This is a genomic window from Nonomuraea maritima, from assembly GCF_900100395.1.
Lineage (GTDB): Bacteria > Actinomycetota > Actinomycetes > Streptosporangiales > Streptosporangiaceae > Nonomuraea > Nonomuraea maritima.
This window is the reverse complement of record NZ_FNFB01000016.1, coordinates 1-17,978: the sequence shown is the minus strand read 5'-3', so window position 1 is coordinate 17,978 and position 17,978 is coordinate 1. Positions and strand designations below refer to the sequence as shown.

18 protein-coding genes are annotated in these 17,978 nt (G+C 71.4%); 2 read left to right on the top strand and 16 right to left on the bottom strand.

Features of this window, described 5'->3' with window-relative positions; translation table 11 throughout:
* Window positions 1-113 precede the first annotated feature (113 nt).
* The gene (locus tag BLR04_RS23635) at window positions 114-1,658 is read left to right on the top strand and encodes a bis-aminopropyl spermidine synthase family protein (protein ID WP_090769139.1); all 1,545 of its coding nucleotides are present in this window, start codon (window positions 114-116) and stop codon (window positions 1,656-1,658) included.
* Between the two features lie 240 nt (window positions 1,659-1,898).
* On the opposite strand, the gene BLR04_RS23630 is transcribed toward BLR04_RS23635, so the two are convergent.
* From BLR04_RS23630 to BLR04_RS23605, 7 genes are all read right to left on the bottom strand, one after another.
* A complete protein-coding gene (locus tag BLR04_RS23630) occupies window positions 1,899-2,489 on the bottom strand; it encodes a hypothetical protein (protein WP_143022160.1) in 591 nt (196 codons plus the stop codon).
* Window positions 2,490-2,936: 447 nt separating this feature from the next.
* Window positions 2,937-3,437, bottom strand: coding sequence for a hypothetical protein (locus BLR04_RS23625; protein ID WP_218129129.1), 501 nt, complete (start codon window positions 3,435-3,437; stop codon window positions 2,937-2,939).
* A gap of 25 nt (window positions 3,438-3,462) precedes the next feature.
* Window positions 3,463-5,100 (bottom strand): hypothetical protein, encoded by a 1,638-nt coding sequence (locus BLR04_RS23620; RefSeq protein WP_090769135.1) that lies wholly within the window; start codon window positions 5,098-5,100, stop codon window positions 3,463-3,465.
* Between the two features lie 314 nt (window positions 5,101-5,414).
* Window positions 5,415-5,582, bottom strand: a complete 168-nt coding sequence (locus BLR04_RS40835) for a hypothetical protein (protein ID WP_176903255.1) — start codon at window positions 5,580-5,582, stop codon at window positions 5,415-5,417.
* Entirely contained in the window at window positions 5,582-6,664 is a 1,083-nt protein-coding gene (gene lgt, locus BLR04_RS23615) for a prolipoprotein diacylglyceryl transferase (RefSeq protein ID WP_090769133.1), read from the bottom strand. The genes BLR04_RS40835 and lgt overlap by 1 nt, the downstream gene beginning before the upstream one ends.
* A 27-nt stretch (window positions 6,665-6,691) precedes the next feature.
* Window positions 6,692-7,459: a DsbA family protein gene (locus BLR04_RS23610; RefSeq protein ID WP_245740435.1), complete on the bottom strand. Its 768-nt coding sequence runs from the start codon at window positions 7,457-7,459 to the stop codon at window positions 6,692-6,694.
* Entirely contained in the window at window positions 7,456-7,929 is a 474-nt protein-coding gene (locus BLR04_RS23605; protein WP_245740434.1) for a MauE/DoxX family redox-associated membrane protein, read from the bottom strand. The genes BLR04_RS23610 and BLR04_RS23605 overlap by 4 nt, the downstream gene beginning before the upstream one ends.
* A 246-nt stretch (window positions 7,930-8,175) precedes the next feature.
* Between BLR04_RS23605 and BLR04_RS23600 the strand changes: the two genes are divergently transcribed.
* Entirely contained in the window at window positions 8,176-8,730 is a 555-nt protein-coding gene (locus tag BLR04_RS23600; protein ID WP_176903254.1) for a TetR/AcrR family transcriptional regulator, read from the top strand.
* A 12-nt stretch (window positions 8,731-8,742) separates the two neighbouring features.
* Here BLR04_RS23600 and trpA read toward each other — a convergent pair whose 3' ends face one another.
* From trpA to BLR04_RS23555, 9 genes are all read right to left on the bottom strand, one after another.
* The gene (gene trpA, locus BLR04_RS23595) at window positions 8,743-9,537 is read right to left on the bottom strand and encodes a tryptophan synthase subunit alpha (RefSeq protein ID WP_090769126.1); all 795 of its coding nucleotides are present in this window, start codon (window positions 9,535-9,537) and stop codon (window positions 8,743-8,745) included.
* 152 nt (window positions 9,538-9,689) lie between these two features.
* Complete coding sequence (gene trpB / locus BLR04_RS23590; RefSeq protein WP_393492370.1) at window positions 9,690-10,910, bottom strand: tryptophan synthase subunit beta; 1,221 nt, start codon at window positions 10,908-10,910, stop codon at window positions 9,690-9,692.
* Window positions 10,911-10,933: 23 nt separating this feature from the next.
* Window positions 10,934-11,773 carry an indole-3-glycerol phosphate synthase TrpC gene (trpC, locus tag BLR04_RS23585; RefSeq protein ID WP_090769124.1) on the bottom strand — a complete coding sequence of 280 codons (840 nt, stop codon included), beginning with the start codon at window positions 11,771-11,773 and terminating at the stop codon, window positions 10,934-10,936.
* A 143-nt stretch (window positions 11,774-11,916) separates the two neighbouring features.
* Entirely contained in the window at window positions 11,917-12,342 is a 426-nt protein-coding gene (locus BLR04_RS23580) for a DUF2752 domain-containing protein (RefSeq protein WP_090769122.1), read from the bottom strand.
* A 31-nt stretch (window positions 12,343-12,373) separates the two neighbouring features.
* Window positions 12,374-13,051: a DUF4190 domain-containing protein gene (locus BLR04_RS40830; protein WP_176903253.1), complete on the bottom strand. Its 678-nt coding sequence runs from the start codon at window positions 13,049-13,051 to the stop codon at window positions 12,374-12,376.
* A gap of 110 nt (window positions 13,052-13,161) precedes the next feature.
* Window positions 13,162-13,749 (bottom strand): Trp biosynthesis-associated membrane protein, encoded by a 588-nt coding sequence (locus tag BLR04_RS23570; protein WP_176903252.1) that lies wholly within the window; start codon window positions 13,747-13,749, stop codon window positions 13,162-13,164.
* 17 nt (window positions 13,750-13,766) lie between these two features.
* A complete protein-coding gene (gene hisI / locus BLR04_RS23565; RefSeq protein ID WP_090769118.1) occupies window positions 13,767-14,114 on the bottom strand; it encodes a phosphoribosyl-AMP cyclohydrolase in 348 nt (115 codons plus the stop codon).
* A gap of 142 nt (window positions 14,115-14,256) precedes the next feature.
* Window positions 14,257-16,038 carry an ABC transporter ATP-binding protein gene (locus BLR04_RS23560; RefSeq protein WP_090769116.1) on the bottom strand — a complete coding sequence of 594 codons (1,782 nt, stop codon included), beginning with the start codon at window positions 16,036-16,038 and terminating at the stop codon, window positions 14,257-14,259.
* Window positions 16,035-17,849, bottom strand: a complete 1,815-nt coding sequence (locus BLR04_RS23555) for an ABC transporter ATP-binding protein (protein ID WP_176903262.1) — start codon at window positions 17,847-17,849, stop codon at window positions 16,035-16,037. The genes BLR04_RS23560 and BLR04_RS23555 overlap by 4 nt, the downstream gene beginning before the upstream one ends.
* Window positions 17,850-17,978 lie beyond the last annotated feature (129 nt).

Sequence of the window (17,978 nt, the reverse complement as noted above, 5' to 3'; positions counted from 1 at the left end):
GCGTGATCCCAGCATGCGAACTCCCCTATCCCAGAACTCGGAACAGGCCCGCTGAATTCCCCGCCACCGACGCCCATGGACGAGGTCAGCGCGCCGATCGATAGGGTTCGACCATGGAACATGAGGGGGTCGAGCGGCTGCTCGCCGAAGCCGGAGTCGACAGCAGGCGGTTGCGGCACGCCCTGGCCCTGCTGAGCGACGGCCAGTGGTGGACACTCGCCGACCTCGTCAGGGAGAGCGCCACGTCCCGGCGCACCATCGAGTCACTCCTGCGCGAGCTGCCCCTCGAGCACGACGGCGCCCGGTTCCTGATGCCGCTCGTCCACACGCCCGCCTACCAGCACCTCCTGGCCGTCGCCCCACCGCCGGAAGACCCGGTGGCCCACCTGGTGCCCCACTACGGCCACGTCCTCGACCGTCTCACCGACCTGATCGCGAAGGCCCCTCGGGCCCGTCACGTGCTCGACCACGTCTCCGCCACGCCCGAGACGGTGCTGCGGCGCGCGCTGCTGCTCGGCGCCAGGTTCTGGCTGCCGGGCGCGCGGCTGCTGTGCGTGGGCGACCACGACCTGACCTCGCTGGCCGTCAAGCTCGTCCATCCCGAGGCCGACGTCACGGTGGTCGACGTCGACGAGCGCATCCTCGCCTACATCGACGAGCAGCGGCTCGGGGTCCGCACGCGCTGGGCCGACCTACGGCTGGGCCTGCCGCCGTCCGCGCGCGACCATGACCTGGCGCTCACCGACCCGCCGTACACGCCGGAGGGCATCGGCCTGTTCGTGGCGCGCGCCCTGGAGGGGCTGAAGCACGACGGACGGGTGCTGCTGGCGTACGGCGCGAGCGAGCGCACCCCGATGCTGGCCCTGAAGGTGCAACAGGAGCTGTCGCAGCTCAACCTGCTCAACGAGGCGATCTACCCCGACTTCAACCGGTATTTCGGAGCGGAGGCCATCGGCTCGGCCGCCGACCTGTACATCCTGCGCCCCACCTCCAAGACCGCTCCGGCCGTGCAGTCGCGCCTCAGCCGCCAGGCCACCGCGATCTACACCCAGGGCCCCCAGTCGGTCGAGAGCGCCGCCGGCCCGCTGTCGGTGCCGGCCAGGGCGCTGTCCGGCTTCGCACCCGACCTTCTGGTGGGCGAGTGGCCCAAGGAGTTCACCCAGCCGCGGGTCAAGGTGTCGACGTGGCTCGCCAAGCCGCACGCCGCCGCGCCCGAGCGCGTCGCCGTGGCCGTCCCTCCCGGCCTCGAGGCCGCGCTCCCCCGCCTGCTCCTCGCGACCCGCGCCGCCCACGTCCGCGTCCTGCTCTCCGACGTCCCGCCGTTGCCGCCGATCCTGTCCAGCGTGTACGACCTGCGCCCCGGCGACGGCGTCCTCGATGCCGTACGCCTGCCGCAACCCGACGGCGAGGCGGCCGCCGTTCTGCGCCGCATCTTCGACAACGGGCACGCCAAGCTGGCCAACACCTGGCGCGAGGCCCTCATCGCGGTCGCCCGCGCCCAGGGCTCAACGCTGACCAAGAACGACGCCCGCGCCCTGATCCGCAGCGCCGCCGACTGGTCCGACGACCTGACCCCGCTGGAAGCCCCCCTCCACCGCCTGGCCGCCCTCCCCGACGCCATCACGACCACAACCACCGCCCTCACCTCAACCACCTAAGGCCTCACCACCGGTAACACCCCCACGGGCAACACACCCGCAGAACACCCGCAACGCGACACCTCCGCAGATGGCGCGCTCAGAGGACATGCGGGATAGCGCTCTCTCGCCTCCGAGACTCCACAGCAAGGGGTGACCCGGACCCGACCCGCAGCCCGTTGTGGCCCTCACGGCCCGACAGCCGGCTGTGACCGTCACCGGGCACCGCAGCCGGTTGGGGCTTCGGGCGGCGGGTGGGCTTCAGCCGGCGGCGACCACGCGGGTCTGGACCACCTGGCCGAGGCCGTCGAGTGCGACGAGCGCCTGGACCAGGTCGTCGGCGGAGGCCGTCCCGCCGACCCAGCTCACGGTCACGTAGTGGCCCATCGCGCGGACCTGCGCCTGGCTGCTCGCCGCGTCGAACGGGATGCCCTGCCGGACGAACCCGTCCTTGCTCAGGCCCGCCACCAGCGCGTCCGCCGCCTTCCCGTCACCGAGGTTGAAGATGACGAACTGCCCCGCCATGCCCTCCCCCTTGTACGTGGCACGCAGCGCCTGCGTGCACCCGTCGGCCGAGAGGCCCTGCAGAGCGTCGTCGCAGTCGTCGAACTGCGCCGTGGCGTCGAGGGTCAGCTTGCCCAGAGCACGCGCGGCCGGCGTGAGGACCTCCTGGACGGTCAGCGGCGCGGCGTCGGCCTGCCGGGTCGCGATGGTCGCGTAGAAGGCGGACGTCGACTCGGCGTGGAACATGGCCGGCCGTGGCTCCTCCTTGCGCAGCCAGAGCCACCCCGCCACGGCGGCGATCACCACCACTACGGCCGTCACTGCGGGCAGCACCACACGACGGGACATCAAACAGCACCCCTCGAACTCACGACATCCACCGACGACCGGCGCGACACCGGCCCCCCGACCAGTGACAACCTACGCTGCCGCACCGACAGTCCGCGTGCTGCCGGCACCCCAGCACAACCGCGCCCGCCGAGAAGGGGCATCGAGCGGCAAAGCACCACCAGCCCACCAACCCCGCCCGCGTGTGAAGCCCAACCCCCGGGCTCCCTCGCGCTGATCGTACGACCCACCCACCGGAAGCAGGCCATCCACCTGGAGCGCCCCACCCATCGATGCGGCCCGCCCACAGGGAGCGGGCCACCCAGCGGTAGCGGTCCACCACCGGATCTCCCACAAGTGATCACCGTGACCTCAGACGCACCGATGCCGCCGTGCCGACGGCCCTGCCGCTCGGCCTCGGCGACTCCGGCGTCCTCAGAAGTCGGGGAAGACAGCTCGTGCCCCCCGCTATCCGTCAGCGGGCAGCGTCGGGCGCAGGCACACGATCGTCCGCAAGATTTCGGTTCGGTTCTTGGCGGTCGTGAGCCACGTGGGCAGGCGTTCGACCAGGCTCGCCGGAGCCCCATGCGCAAGCTCTCCACGTTCGCGCGGCTTCGCGGCCACGTAGCGCTCCAGGAGGTCGAGGTGCCGGACGTCGTACGCCCACAGCACTCGTCCGCGGCACCCCTCCTGCAACCGAACCGGTCGCCGGAAGAAGGGGTCGACAGGACCGCCGACGACAGCGGAGCCGACCGTCTCGTCCTTGCGGTAGCCGCACTCCCTGCGGCGCAGGCGTCGGCGGAGACCCCTCACGGTGGAAGCGGCCTCGGCCTCCTCAAGGGTGGTCGGATGCGCCAGGACGGCAGCGCACCCGTCACACCGAGGACAGCGCACCAGCACCTCGTCGATGACGTCGTACCCGTACTTCCGTTCGCGCCGATCCAGGAACCGGACACCGAGGCCCGTCACGTGATCAGCCCGTCGGACGCACGCGTCAGGAGGACGGCCCGGTGATGGAGACGACGCGGCGATAAATGGCCTTCTCGGCGCCGCGCAGCGCCAGGGTCAGCGAGACGAAGTCGTCCTTGGCGTCGGGCTCGGTGCCGTCGGCCCTGCCGAGCCACACCAGGCCGACGTAGTGTCCGAGGGCGTAGCCGCCCGCCTCGGAGTAGCCGCCCGCCGGGAAGACCGCCTTGGTCGACTTCAGGGGCCGGGTCCATCCACCGCGGTACTGGATCTCCAACGCGTCGACGAGTTCCGCGGCCGACTCGCTGTCCTTGAGGTTCAGCAGGGTGTACTGCCCGACGTAGCGGCGGTCGGAGCTCACGTACAGCCCCCGCGCGGCCTGCGTGCAGCCGGCGTCGTCCACCTGCTCGATCAGGGATTCGCCCAGCAGCGCGGCGGCGCACTCGGCGTCGAGCTTCTTGGCGACGAGCTTGAGCTTGAGCTTCTTGGCGACCGGCAGCTCGGTCTGCCCGAACACTTCCTTGTCGGTGAGCGGCTTGCCGTCCTTGGCACGCTCGCTGAGCGGCGCGAACAGCTCGGGCGAGTCCCAGCCGTGGAACACCTGCGGCAGCGCCTCGTTCGGGGTGAGCACGGTCGCGCCGGACCGTTCTGCGGGCGTGTAGCTGCCGATCGAGTTGATGGCCGCCACGAGACCCACGCCGCCCGCGAGCACCACGACGACCATGGCGACGATGACGATCACCCGCTGCTGTTCCGGACGCAGCCCCATGCCGGTGAGCAAGGGGAACTGCCAGTCGGATGGTGGCGGACGCCGCCGCTTACGGCTCCCGCCGCCGGCCGCCTGCGCCGCCATCTCCCGCGACGCCGCCTCGGCCCTGGCGGGCCCGCCGACCCGGGGATACGCGTCGAACCCGTCCCCGCCCTCACCGGCGACAACCGCCTCGAACCCATCGGTCCCGGCCGCCCGCGCGTGCCCGGCAGCCTCGAACCCATCGGTACGAGCCCGCCGCGCCTGTCCTACCGCCTCGAACCCATCGGTCCCGGCCGCCCGTGCGCGCCCCGCGACCTCGAACCCGTCGGTACGAGCCGCCCGCGCGGTTCCTACGTCCTCGAACCCGTCCGTGTGAGCCGCCCGCGTGGCCCCCTCGCCCCTGCCACGACGGCCGCGCCGGGACGTTCGCTCGGACCGGGCGGTGCCGGAGTTGTCGGCCTGGGCCCAGTTGTCGGGCCCGCCGTTGTCGGCAGGACCCCACGAGCCGGGATGCGCCTCCTGCCCCTCGGCATACGCCTCCGCCGGGCGGTCGTCTCCACGGCGGCTGCCCGCTGCGCGGTCCTGCCGCCGGCGTCCTCCGTCGGCTCTGTCCTGCCGCCACGCCCCGCTGTCCGGGCCCGCCGACTGCCGGCCCGCGCCCTCAGGGGGCATGTCGGCCGTACGCGCGCGCCGCCGCCCGCCGCGCGATTCGGCAACGTCCCAACCGCCGCTCGCCGGGCGCGCGTCTTCCCCGCTCGCCGGGTGAGCGCTTTCCCAGGCGCCGCTCGTCGGCTGTGCCGCGCCCCAGCCACCGCTGTCGGGCGGGGACGCCGGGCGAGTGCCACGGTCACGGTTGTCGGCGAACAGGCTCTCGTCACCCGGCGCCTGCCAGTCGCCGTCACCGGCGCCCGTCATGGGCTCGGGACGTCCACGGGTATGCCCCGCCCGCCGGCCACGTCCACCGGCCGAGCGCCCACGCCGGCCCGCGCCGGGCGCATCGTGCTCGCCGCCGGAGAACCCGGCGCCGTCGGCGACGCTCGGGGATCGGCCGTCACCCTCGGGCGCGCCCGGTCCGGCGTGCGATCGCCAGGCGTCGAAGCCTTCTGCGGGAGGCGGCCAGGCGCCGCTGTCAGTGCCCGGGGCGGCCCGGTCGTCGCCACGGTTGTTGCTGCCCGCGGCCCCCCTGGACGGGCGGCCGCCGGGACCTGGTGCGCTCCTTCTGCGGGCCATCACAGGCCCGGCGTCCGGATCGGACCCCAGACTTCTGCCGAGGTGCCGAGCGCGAAGGCCCGCACCGAACGACCCACCGCACCGGACAGCGCGCCGACCACCGAGAGCCCGGACAGGCCCCCGGTGACGTCGCGGCGGCGGTGAAGGGCCTCCGCGCGACCACGCATCAGGAGTTCTTCTCCTTCGTCACGGCTCCTGCGGCATCGGACGCCGAGACCGCCCGCTCGTCGCCCGCCTGCGACGCCGCATCATCCGAGCCGGCGGATCGCGGCTCACCGCCTTCGGAGCCGTCCGAGGAAGACCCTCCCTCGGACGGACCCGCCTCGGAACCGTCGGAGGACTCAGCCGTGCCGGAATCTGCCTGGCCGGACGGGTGCGCCGGATCGACCGCCGCCCCGGAGTCCTGCGACGGGTCGGACGGCGGCAGCACGATCTCCTCACCCGACTTGTTCCGGGTGGCGAAGAAGTAGACCAGCGCGAGGACGAACAGCACGATCGCCGTCCACTGGTTGAGCCGCAGCGACAGGAACTCGACCGCGTGGTCGACCCCGCCCACCGGGTCGATGCGCAGCCCCTCGATCCAGAAGCGGCCGAACGTGTAACCGGCGACGTAGAGGGCGAACAGCCGCCCGTGGCGCAGCGCGAAACGCCGGCCCACGAGGATGAGCGCGAACCCGAGGATGACGTTCCAGATGGACTCGTACAGGAACGTCGGGTGGTACAGGACGCCGGGCTCGCCCCCGTGGTTGACGTCGATCTCCAGACCCCACGGCAGCGTCGTGGGCGCGCCGTACAGCTCCTGGTTGAACCAGTTGCCCCAGCGGCCGATGGCCTGGGCGAAGGCGATGCCGGGCGCGACCGTGTCGGCGATCGCGCTCATGGACAGGCCGCGCTTGCGCGCGGCCCACCACACGCCGACGGCGCCGAGCGCGACCGCCCCCCAGATGCCGAGGCCGCCCTCCCAGATGAACAGCGCCTGGTACGGCTGCTTGATCGCACGGCTGCCGAAGTAGGTCTGCCAGTCGGTGATGACGTGGTAGAGACGGCCGCCGATCAGACCGAAGATGACCGCGGGAACCGCGATGTCGATGATCGTCCCCGCCTGGCCACCGCGAGCGCGCCAGCGCCGTTCGCTCAGCCAGACGGCGACGACGACGCCGAGCACGATGCACAGTGCATAAGCCCGGATAGGGATGATTCCGAGATACCAGACGCCCTGGGAAGGGCTGGGAATCGAGGCAAGGGGCATGTCAGGTGACATTAGCGGAAGCGGAGACTACTTGGCCGCCTTGGTAATCTCATCGCGCAGCTGCCGCGGGCTGAAGACTACCCCATTGTCTATTTCCGTACCGTTCAGTTTCACTGTGGGCGTGTGATCGATCTTCTGATCGGCGATGACCCTCTGGCTGTACGCGTCCTGCGCGGCGCGGTTCTTCTCGCCGGTGACGCAGGCGTCGAAGTCGGGTGCGGTGACCCCGGCCTCCTTGCCCCATTCCTTCAGCTGGTCGGGCGTGAAACCGGTCTCGGTCTCGACCGGCTGGTTGCGGAAGAGCAGGTCGTGGAAGGCCATCCACTGCTTGCCCTCGGTGATGCAGCGGGCCGCGTTGGCGGCGCGCAGGGAGTTGGACCGGGTCGGCTCCTGCGAGAAGATCGTGATCGGGTGGTAGACGACCTTGGCCTTGCCCTCCAGGGCGAGGTTCTTGAACGTCGGCCCGCTGACCCGCTCCAGCTCCTGGCAGGCGGGACACTGGAAGTCCTCGTAGATGTCGACCACGGGCGAATTCACGCCGGCCTGGGCCATCGCGATGCTGCCGTCGGGCTGTATGGTGACCGGCGCGAGCTGGGCGGCGGCCTGCTCCGACTTGGAGTTCATCGCCGAGTACCACCAACCGGCCCCGACCGCGGCCACCGCGACCACGCCTGCGGTCACGTAGGTCACCATGCGCTTGCGCCGATCACGGGCACGAGCGGCGGCCTGCTGTTCCTTGATCTTCTCGCGTGCCGACTTCGGCATGGTGTTCGTCCGTCCGCCCTTGGTGTTCACTGATCCTCCTCGTCATCACGAGCGCCACCCTCGATGCCGAGGGCTCCGTCGAGCGCGAACCGGCCCGGCGGGAAACTCACGGCCCACACGCCCAGCAGCATCAGGCCGAAGTCGCGCACGATGTCGAGCAGGTACGTCGGCTCCTGTCCCGCGCCCAGCTGGCCGCCGCCGCCGAAGCAGCCGCAGTCGATCCGCAGGCCGTTCGCCCACGCCCAGGCGATGCCGAAGACGAACGCGAACATGAGCAGACCGGCGATCACTCCAGCCACCCTGGTCAGCAGACCGACGACCAACAGCAGGCCGACGACGATCTCCAGGATCGGAAGGGCGTAACCCACCGCGATGGCGATCGAGTCGGGCAGCAGCTGATAGGCCTTGACCGCCACGACGGAGTCAGCGGGATTGCCGATCTTCAGCCCACCAGCGACGATCAGCACTCCACCCAGGACGAGCCGGGCGACGGTCGTCACCCAGGGTATCGTCACTGTCGCTTTCCGTGACAACAGGAACGGTGACGCGGTCACGAGTGTCTCTCCTCTGTCTCTGCGCCGAGAAGCGCACAGTACCCGGAACATCATCCGACCACGCGCCGGATAAGCGCCGGCTAAGCCGGCTTTCACCTTCCCACTCGAAGGATTGCCCCATTTACCTACCTGAGGTAAAAGTTACCCATGCAGGTAAAGAAGGAGGGTACGATCACGGGTTCCGCCAGACGGATGCAGATCGTGAAGGCCACGATCGCCACGATCGCCGAGCTCGGATACCACCAGGCCTCCTTCGCCCGGATAGCCGAACGGGCGCGCCTCAGCAGCACCAGGCTCATCTCGTACCACTTCGACAGCAAGGACGAGCTGATGAGTCAGGTGATCGCCACCGTCCACGGCGACCTGGCGATCTACCTGGAACGACGGGTCGGCGGCGCGACGACCGCGCGCGAGGCGCTGGACTCCTACATCCGCTCGACGGTCGCGTACGTCAAGGAACACCCGGCCGAGATGCGCGCGGCCACGGAGATTCACCACCATCGGCGGCCGGAGAGTCCTGCCGGGTCGTCACTTCTCGAGCGGCTGCTGGCCCGCGGCCGGGACGGCGGCGAGTTCGCCGCCTTCGACACCCGGGTGATGGCGATGGCGATCCATCGGACGCTGGACGGCCTGCCGCTCCTCCTCGACGCGAGCCCCGGCACCGACCTCGACGCCTACGCCGACGAGCTGGCCGCGCTCTACGCCCGCGCCACGGGCCACGCACCCGCGGACACGTTCCGGCGGTGAGCCCGCCGCACGCTAGCGGCGGACGCCCTGCGCCATGTCCCTGGCCAGGACCGAGATGGACGCCCGGCCCGCGGCCCCGTCGGGCGCGTCGAGGATGCGACGGATGAACGCCGACCCCACGATGACACCGTCGGCGTAGGCGGCGACCTCGGCGGCCTGGGCACCCGTACCGACGCCGAGGCCGACGCACACCGGCAGATCGGTGTGCGCGCGGATGCGCTCGACCAGGCCCTCGGCCGCGACGTTGACGCTCTCCCTGGCGCCCGTGACACCCATGAGCGAGGCGGCGTACACGAAGCCCGTGCAGCACTCGACGACCGCCTTGATGCGCTCCTCGGTCGAGCTCGGCGCCACCAGGAACACCGTGTCGATGCCCGCGTCGGCCGAGGCGGTGCGCCACGGCCCGGACTCCTCGGGCGTCAGGTCGGGCGTGATGGTGCCCACGCCGCCCGCGTTGGCGAGGTCGCGCGCGAACCGGTCGGCGCCGTACTTGTCGATCGGGTTCCAGTACGTCATGACGAGCGTGGCGGCGCCCGTGGCGGCGACGCCCTCGACCGTCCGCAGGACGTCGGCGATCCGCGTGCCGTTGGACAGCGAGCGGTGCACGGCGTCCTGGATCGTCGGCCCGTCCATCAGCGGGTCGGAGTAGGGCAGGCCGATCTCGATGACGTCGCAGCCGGCCTCCACCAGCGCCGCGGCGGCGGCGACGGCGCCGTCCTTGGACGGGAAGCCCGCGGGCAGGTAGCCGACGAGCGCGGCGCGGTTGTCCGCCTTCGCCTTGGCGAAGACCGTCTGAAGAGTCGTCATGTCTGTCCGTTTCGAAGGTCGAGTCTCACCAGGGTGCGTACCCACGGCCGTGCGGCCGGCCCGGAGCCGTCGCTGTGGTGGCTTCGCTCCCCCGCTGCACCGTCCGGCGACGGCGCTCCGTCAGGCGGCGCGGCCGCGGGCGTCACGCGGTGTCAGAGGTTGAAGTATTTCATCGCCGTGCCCATGTCCTTGTCGCCGCGCCCGGACAGGTTGACCAGGATGGTCGCCTCGGGGCCGAGCTCGCGGCCGAGCTTGAGCGCGCCCGCCAGGGCGTGCGAGGACTCGATGGCCGGGATGATGCCCTCCGTACGGGCCAGCAGCGAGAACGCGGCCATCGCCTCGTCGTCGGTGATGCCGTGGTAGGTGGCGCGACCGGAGTCCTTCAGCCAGGCGTGCTCGGGGCCGACGCCCGGGTAGTCGAGACCGGCGGAGATCGAGTGCGACTCGATGGTCTGGCCCTCGTCGTCCTGCAGCACGTAGGTGCGCGAGCCGTGCAGGACGCCGACCGAGCCGGCGGTCAGCGTGAGCGCGTGCTCGCCGCTCTCCAGGCCGTGCCCGGCGGCCTCGTAACCGTGCAGCTGGACGCCCTCGTCGCCGATGAAGGCGTGGAAGACGCCGATCGCGTTGCTGCCGCCGCCGACCGCCGCGCACACCGCGTCGGGCAGCTTGCCGGCCAGGTCGAGCATCTGGCGGCGGGCCTCGACGCCGATGATGCGCGCGAAGTCGCGCACGATCTCGGGGAACGGGTGCGGCCCGGCGACCGTGCCGAACAGGTAGTGGGTGGAGTCGACGTTGGTGACCCAGTCGCGGAAGGCCTCGTTGATGGCGTCCTTCAGCGTCTGGGAGCCGTTGGTGACCGGCACCACGGTCGCGCCGAGCAGCTTCATCCTGGCCACGTTGAGCGCCTGACGCTCGCAGTCGACCGCGCCCATGTAGATGACGCACTCGAGGCCGAGCAGGGCCGCGGCGGTGGCGGTGGCCACACCGTGCTGGCCGGCGCCGGTCTCGGCGATCACCCGCTTCTTGCCCAGCCGCTTGGTGAGCAGCGCCTGGCCCAGCACGTTGTTGATCTTGTGGGCGCCGGTGTGGGTGAGGTCCTCGCGCTTGAGCACGATCCTGGCCCCGCCGGCGTGCTCGCTGAAGCGCGGCACGTCCGTCAGCGTGGTGGGCCGGCCCGCGTACGTGCGCAGCAGATGGTCGAACTCGCGGACGAACTCCGGGTCGTTCTTCGCCTTCTCGTAGACCGCGGCGACCTCGTCGAGCGCCGGGATGAGCGCCTCGGGCACGTATCGGCCGCCGAAGATGCCGAACTTGCCGTGCACGTCGGGGTCGTCGCCGTGCACGCCGTTGCCCGCCAGGTCGGCGGCGGTCAGGATGGTGCCTTCAGTTGCCACTGCTATCCCTCTGCTGAGTGGTCGGGGCGCGTCGACGGATGAGCGCCGGCGGTCACCAACGCCTCCACTGCCTTGCGCGGGTCCTTGCCGGTCACCAGGCTCTCGCCCACCAGGACGGCGTCGGCGCCGCCCCGGGCGTAGGCGAGCAGGTCGTGCGGGCCACGCACACCCGACTCGGCGATTTTGATGACATTATCCGGGATCTTCGGCGCGATCTTCGTGAAGACCTCGCGGTCGACCTCAAGTGTCCTCAGGTTGCGCGCGTTGACCCCGATGACCCGCGCGTTGGCGGCCAGCGCCCGCTCGAGCTCTTCCTCGGTGTGCACCTCGACCAGCGGGGTCAGCCCGATCGACTCGGCCCGCTCGATCAGGGACACCAGCGCCTCCTGCTCCAGGCAGACGACCATGAGCAGCACCAGGTCGGCGCCGTGCGCGCGGGCCTCCCACAGCTGGTAGGAGGTGAGGACGAAGTCCTTGCGCAGGATCGGGATGTCGACCCGGGCACGGACCGCGGAAAGGTCGTCGAGGCTGCCGCCGAACTTGCGCCGCTCGGTCAGCACGCTGATGACGTGGGCGCCGCCCGCCTCGTAGTCGGCCGCGAGGGCCGCCGGGTCGGCGATGGCCGCGAGCGCCCCCTTCGACGGGCTCGAGCGCTTGACCTCGGCGATCACCGAGACCCGGTCGCCGCCGAGCGCGGCCATGGCGTCACGGGGCGCCTGCGCCCGCTCGGCCCGCTGCTTCAGCTCGTCGATGGAGACAGCCTGCTGACGTGCGGCGAGGTCGGCGCGCACCCCGTCGAGGATGTCGTCGAGGACACTCGGCCCATCCGTCCGCTCACTCACGCCCTTGAGGTCCCTCCGGTCGGCATCTGGGGGCGGCTCGAGAGTTCGCGTCGCGTCCGCTCTCGGCCTATGCCCTGCATGCTATCGGCCTTCGTGCGCCCGCCCGCCGCCGGTCCCCTCCCGACCACCCGGCGGAAAAGGACTTACGGCGCGAGGAACGCCCCGAAAGGCAGGTTACGAACCACCCAGTAGACCATGACCACCCCGATGAACACCCACAGCCACGCGGGGTGCGGAAGCGGCGCGCTACGGCCTCTCCAGGCGTACGCGACCCACCTGCCCCACCAGAACACCAGGACGGGGACCATGACCACGATCAGCGGGTTGAGCCCGAGCGCGGCGAGCGGGTCGAGGTGGGAGAGCGCGTGGATGGTGCGCAGCGTGCCGCAGCCGGGGCAGTACAGACCGGTGGCCCACAGGAACGGGCAGGTCGGGTAGTGGCCCGGCTGGTTGGGGTCGACCGCGCCGACGAACGCGAACAGCGCGCCTGTGCCGGCCGCCACTCCGAGCGGCGCGAGCAGGGCCCGCAGGCGGTTTCCGCCGCGCCGTCCGGTCGTCACAGATGTCATGGTCTCAGTATCCGCCCGAGCCCGTGCGGGCTCATGACGTGCTGTAGGTGGGCACCTGCGAGGCGATGCCCATCATGGTCAGGATCAGCCCACCGAAGATCAACCAGGTCAGGACCCAGATCACGACCGTGATGTAGGAGGTGATGAGCCCGGCCACGGCCATGCCGTGCCCTTCCTCGCCCGTGCGCTTGACCCTGTTGAGCGCGACGTGGCCGAAGATGACGCCCGGGATGCTGGTGAGGCCGCAGAAGACCAGGCCGATGATGCCGAGGACGAGCGACGTCACCGCCATGCCGTTGGTGGGCCTTGACTGCGGCGCGCCGTAGGCCCCGTAGGGCTGGCCGTACTGGTCGTAGCCGGCGGGCTGGGCGCCGTAACCGCCGCTCTGGGGCATCTGGCCGTAGCCGAGATCCTTCGGGTAACTGGACGGCTGCTCGCCGTAGCCACCGCTGCTGGAGGGCTGCTGACCATAGCCGCCGCCACTCTGCGGCTGCTGACCATAACCAGGCTGCTGACCATAACCGGGCTGCTGACCGTAGCCGGGCTGCTGGCCATAACCGGGCTGCTGACCGTAACCGCCGCTCTGAGGCTGCTGCCCATAGTCGGGCTGCTGCTGGCCACCGCCTTGGCTGGGTGGCTGCTGACCGTATCCTCCGCCGGGTGGCCGGCCGCCGTAGCCGCCGTTACCGCCCTGATCCCCGTAGCTCATGAGCAGGCTCCTCAAATGGTCGTGGCGTGTTGCAACGGCAGCTTATTGAGAAAAGGTTTGCCGAGCCGACAAGGAATCAGAACCGTGGAGATTTCGTCACCATCGCGTTCTCAGCGCGCGTCGGTGGGATCGTCGCCCCGGTCGAGCGCGTCCCACAGCTCCCGGTCGCCGGTGACCTGCGAGCTCTCCCGCTGGGCGGCCTTGCCGGGGTCGCGTTCGTAGCGTGCCGACATGCCCGCCCACGCGGCGCCGCGGACGATCGCGACCACACCGCCGGCGAACAGCAGCAGCGCGCCCGCGGCCGCGACGGACGGCCAGAGGAAGGCGATCTCCCAGCGCGGGGCGGTCATGGCGTGGACGGCGTTCTGCTCGCTCAGCCAGCCGGTGACGGTGCCGGTGTCGAGCGCGGATCGGATCGCCGCGCCGGCGCCGGCGCCGCACAGGGCCAGCAGCGCGCCGACGATCCGGCGTCCCACGCCCTTGGTGGCGAGCACGGCCACCACTCCGGCCAGCCCGGCAAGCGCCACGGGCGTCAGCGCCGGGCCGAGTGCGCCGCCGGTGGGCGCCTCCGCGCCAGAGCCGCCGCCCTGCAGGATCCGCACCCACGCCTGGCCGGAGGCGGCGAGGACGAGCACGCCTCCGAGAGCGGTCGCGGCCGTCCAGACCCACAGCTCCCGGCGTCCGGTCCGGGTCTTCACGTTCTCCATTCGGTCGCCTAGCCGAGCGTGATCTCGAGGCGTCCGGCGTCGAAGCAGGTGCGGTCGCCGGTGTGGCACGCGCCGCCGAGCTGGTCGACCTGCACCAGGACGGTGTCGGCGTCGCAGTCGAGGGCCACGGACTTGACGTGCTGGACGTTGCCGGAGGAGGCGCCCTTCACCCAGTACTCCTGGCGGCTGCGCGACCAGTAGGTGGCCCGGCCGGTGGTGAGCGTCCGGTGCAGCGCCTCGTCGTCCATCCAGGCCAGCATGAGCACCTCACCGGTGTCGTACTGCTGGGCGATGGCGGGCACCAGGCCGTCGGGACTGCGCTTCAGCCGTGCGGCGATCTCGGGGTCAAGGGACATGCCGCCATTCAACCAGCACCTCCCCTCGCCCGCGCCACCGCCGCGGTGGGTCGCGGGGTGTCGGGTCAACAGCCTGCGCCACCGCCGCGGTGGGTCGCGGGGTGCCGGGCCGGGCGGCTCGTGCCGCCGCCCGGCCGGCGGGTCATGTGCGGGCGGCCGACACCCACGAGGCGTGCAGGTCGGCGTAGACGCCGGGCTCGGCGACCAGCTGCGCGTGCGGGCCACGCTGGACGAGGCGTCCGGCGTCGAACACCAGCACCTCGTCGGCGTTCTCCGCGGTCGACAGCCGGTGCGCGATCGAGACCGCGGTGCGCCCCCGCGTGACGCCCTCGAGTGCGCGCGCGAGCCGTACCTCGGTGGCGGGGTCGACCGCGGAGGTGGCCTCGTCGAGCAGCAGCAGGTCAGGGTCGGCGAGGTAGGCGCGGGCCAGCGCCACGAGCTGGCGCTCGCCCGCCGACAGCGACTCGCCGCGCTGCCCGACCGGCGTCGCCAGCCCGGCGGGAAGCCCCTCCACCCAGTCGGCCAGGCCCAGCTCGGTCATCGCCAGCTCGATCTCGGCGTCGGTCGCCGACGGCTTGCCGTACCGGACGTTGTCGGCGAGCGTGCCGTCGAACAGGAACCCGTCCTGCGGCACCATGACGATGCGCTCGCGCAGGCACGAGAAGCGCACGTCACGCAGGTCGTGGCCGTCGACGGTGACGCGTCCGCCGACCGGGTCCATCAGCCGGGTCAGGAGCTTGGCGAACGTGGTCTTGCCCGAGCCGGTCTCCCCCACCACGGCGAGGCGGGTGCGCGGCGGGATCTCCACCGTGATGTCGTGCAGGACGGGCGCGCCGCCGGGGTAGGAGAAGCCGACCTCCTCGAACGCGACCGAGATGGGCCCCCTGGGCAGGTCCACTCCGCTCTCGCCGGGGTCGCGCACGTCCGGCGGGGTGTCGATGACGCCGAGGATGCGCCGCCAGCCGGCGACGGCGTTCTGGGCCTCGTTCAGCACCTCGGTCGCGGTCTGCAGCGGCGAGATGAACAGCGTCACGAGGAACAGGAACGCGACGAGCTCCCCCTGGCTGATGCCGCCCGACAGGCCCAGCTGCACGCCGAGCAGCACGATGCCGGCGATGGCGAGGGCCGCCACGATCTCCGTGAGCGGGAAGACGAAGCCGACGATCGTCTGCGCCCTGATCTGGGCGCTGCGGTTGGCGTTCACGGCCTTGTCGATGCGCTCCGCGGTACGGCGCTCGGAGGCGTACGCCCTGATGACGGCCGCGCCCACGACGGACTCGCTGACCGCGGCGAGCATGTCGCCGGTGCGCTCGCGCACGATGGTGTACGCCCGCGACAGCAGCCGCTGGAAGCGCGGCAGCGCGATCATCAGCGGGACGAAGCAGGCCCACACCAGCAGGGTGAGCTGCCAGGAGTAGACCACCATGAGCACGGTCGCCACGATCACCTGCCCCAGCGACACGATGATCATCAGCCCGCCCCATTGCATGAAGTTGCTGATCTGGTCGATGTCGTTGGTGACGCGGGAGACCAGCGCGCCGCGGCGCTCGCTGTTCTGGGTGAGCACCGACAGGTCGTGGACATGCCGGAACCCGCGGACGCGCAGGCTCGCGAGCGAGGACTCGGTGGCCTTGTACAGGCGCACGTTCATCAGGTAGGCGGCGAGCGCGGTGAGCACGACCGCGGCGGCGCAGATCGACACCGCGGTCGTGATGTACGGCAGGTCGGGGACGCCGGTCTTGAGCCCGGTGTCGATCACCTGCTGGACCGCGATCGGCACGATGATCTTGCCGATGGTGGCGACGACGGCGAGGAGCAGCGTGCCGGCCAGCCCCTTGCGGAACTCGGGCGTGAGCGACAGGCCGTACCTGATGGTGCCCAGCGCCGACCGTTCGGCGTCGCGCCGGATGCTCTGCGCCGTCATGCGCTGACCTCTTCCTCGTCCAGGGGGGTGTCCTTCACCGGGCCGGTGACCGGCTCGGTTTCGATGGCGGCGCGTTCGGCCTCCTCCCGCTCGTACGCGGTCACCAGGTTGCGGTAGCCGGCGCAGCGCTCGATGAGCTCCTCGTGCCTGCCGCGGTCGACGACCCGCCCCCGGTCGAGGTAGACGACCTCGTCGGCCAGGGCGATGGTGGCCATCCGGTAGGCGACGACCACGACGGTGGACGCCTCGGCCGCGTCGCGCAGGCCGTACAGGATCTTGGCCTCGACCTGGGGGTCGACGCTGGAGGTGGCGTCGTCCAGGATGAGCAGGCGCGGGCGGCGGACGACGGCGCGGGCCAGCGCGAGGCGCTGGCGCTGGCCACCGGACAGGGTGGCGCCGCGCTCGCCGACCCGCGTGTCGAGGCCCGCGGGCTGCCCGGCCACGAACCCGTCGGCCTGGGCCAGGCGCAGGGCCGCCCACACGTCCTCGTCGGCGGCGTCGGCTCCGAGCGCGACGTTGCCGCGCACGGTGTCGTCGAAGAGGAACGTCTGCTGCGGCACGAGCGCGACCGACTCGGCGATGCCGCCGTAGGCGACCTCCCGCACGTCGACGCCGTCGAGCAGCACCTGCCCTGACGTCGGATCGACGAGGCGGGCGAGCAGCTGCACCAGGGTCGACTTGCCGGAGCCGGTGGGCCCGACGACGGCGACGGTGCGCCCGGCCGGCACGTCGAAGCTGACGTCGTGCAGCACCTCGGCCTCGCCGTAGGCGTACGAGACGCCCCGCACCTCCAGCGCCGCAGGAGAGGGCGAGGTGAGGTTCTCCGAGCCGAACTCCATCGAGCCGGTCGCGTCCAGCACGGCCTGCACCCGCTGCCAGCCCACGACGCTGCGCGGCAGTTCGGCCAGCACCCAGCCGAGCGCCCTGATCGGGAAGGCGAGCAGCGTGAACAGGTACGCCACCTGCACCAGGTCGCCCGCGTCGATCGCGGCCGTGGACAGGCGCAGGCCGCCCATGGCCAGCACCGCGAGCACGCCCAGCGTCGGCAGCGCCTCCAGGAGCGGGTCGAACAGCCCGCGCACGCGCCCCACGGCGATGTTGGCGTCGCGCAGCTCGTGGGCGCGCCGCATGAACCGCTCGGTCTCGAGGTCTTCCCTGCCGAGCGTCTTGACGACGAGCGCGCCGTCGAAGGACTCGTGCGCGATCTCGCTGACCTCGGCCCGCAGCTGCTGGGCGCGGGTGGCGAGCGGGCTCAGCCGGCGCTGGTAGACCAGGTTGAGCACGGCGATGGCCGGGAAGATGAGGAACCCGACGAGGGCGAGCACCAGGTCGGTGAGCAGCATCGCGACCGCCGCGGTGATCAGCATGACGATCACGCCCACAGCCATCGGTAACGGGGCGAGCGGCGCCCAGGCCGCCTCCGCGTCGGCGCTGGCGTTCGACAGCAGCTGCCCTGTCGGGTGCCGGTGGTGCCACGAGAGCGGCAGCCGCAGGTACTGCTTGGTCACGTCACGCCGTGACCTGGCCTGCATCCGGTACTGCAGGAGCCCGGCGAGGATGCGCCGCCCGGCCACGCCGACGGCCTTGAGCAGGGCCGTGCCGAAGATCAGCAGTGCGCCGGTCCACACGGCGCCCGCGGCGACCCGTCCGTCGGCGAAGGTGGGCAGCACCACGTTCTGCGTGGCCCAGCCCAGCGCCCACGCCGAGGCGACGGTCATGCCGCCATAGACGGCGCTGGACAGGACGGCCAGCGCGAACACCGCCTTTTCCGTCCTGATGGCCACCCCAAGGACGCGGAGCCCTTGACGCATCACGGCCGAGGTGACCTTGGTCGCCACGCGATCGGTTCCTAATCAGTTCTGGGAGTAAGCCATCCGGCAGACTCCTGGTGGTAGCCGCTGACAGGTGAGCACTCTGGGTTCCTGGACATCGAGTCCTGG

Bases quoted from the DNA above. Each gene is read 5' to 3' on its own strand.
- BLR04_RS23635 (WP_090769139.1), top strand. From the start codon at position 114: ATGGAACATGAGGGGGTCGAGCGGCTGCTCGCCGAAGCCGGAGTCGAC.
- BLR04_RS23630 (WP_143022160.1), bottom strand. From the start codon at position 2,489: ATGTCCCGTCGTGTGGTGCTGCCCGCAGTGACGGCCGTAGTGGTGGTG.
- BLR04_RS23620 (WP_090769135.1), bottom strand. From the start codon at position 5,100: ATGACGGGCGCCGGTGACGGCGACTGGCAGGCGCCGGGTGACGAGAGC.
- BLR04_RS40835 (WP_176903255.1), bottom strand. From the start codon at position 5,582: ATGCGTGGTCGCGCGGAGGCCCTTCACCGCCGCCGCGACGTCACCGGG.
- lgt (WP_090769133.1), bottom strand. From the start codon at position 6,664: ATGCCCCTTGCCTCGATTCCCAGCCCTTCCCAGGGCGTCTGGTATCTC.
- BLR04_RS23600 (WP_176903254.1), top strand. From the start codon at position 8,176: ATGCAGATCGTGAAGGCCACGATCGCCACGATCGCCGAGCTCGGATAC.
- trpA (WP_090769126.1), bottom strand. From the start codon at position 9,537: ATGACGACTCTTCAGACGGTCTTCGCCAAGGCGAAGGCGGACAACCGC.
- BLR04_RS23580 (WP_090769122.1), bottom strand. From the start codon at position 12,342: ATGACATCTGTGACGACCGGACGGCGCGGCGGAAACCGCCTGCGGGCC.
- BLR04_RS40830 (WP_176903253.1), bottom strand. From the start codon at position 13,051: ATGAGCTACGGGGATCAGGGCGGTAACGGCGGCTACGGCGGCCGGCCA.
- hisI (WP_090769118.1), bottom strand. From the start codon at position 14,114: ATGTCCCTTGACCCCGAGATCGCCGCACGGCTGAAGCGCAGTCCCGAC.
- BLR04_RS23560 (WP_090769116.1), bottom strand. From the start codon at position 16,038: ATGACGGCGCAGAGCATCCGGCGCGACGCCGAACGGTCGGCGCTGGGC.
- BLR04_RS23555 (WP_176903262.1), bottom strand. From the start codon at position 17,849: ATGCGTCAAGGGCTCCGCGTCCTTGGGGTGGCCATCAGGACGGAAAAG.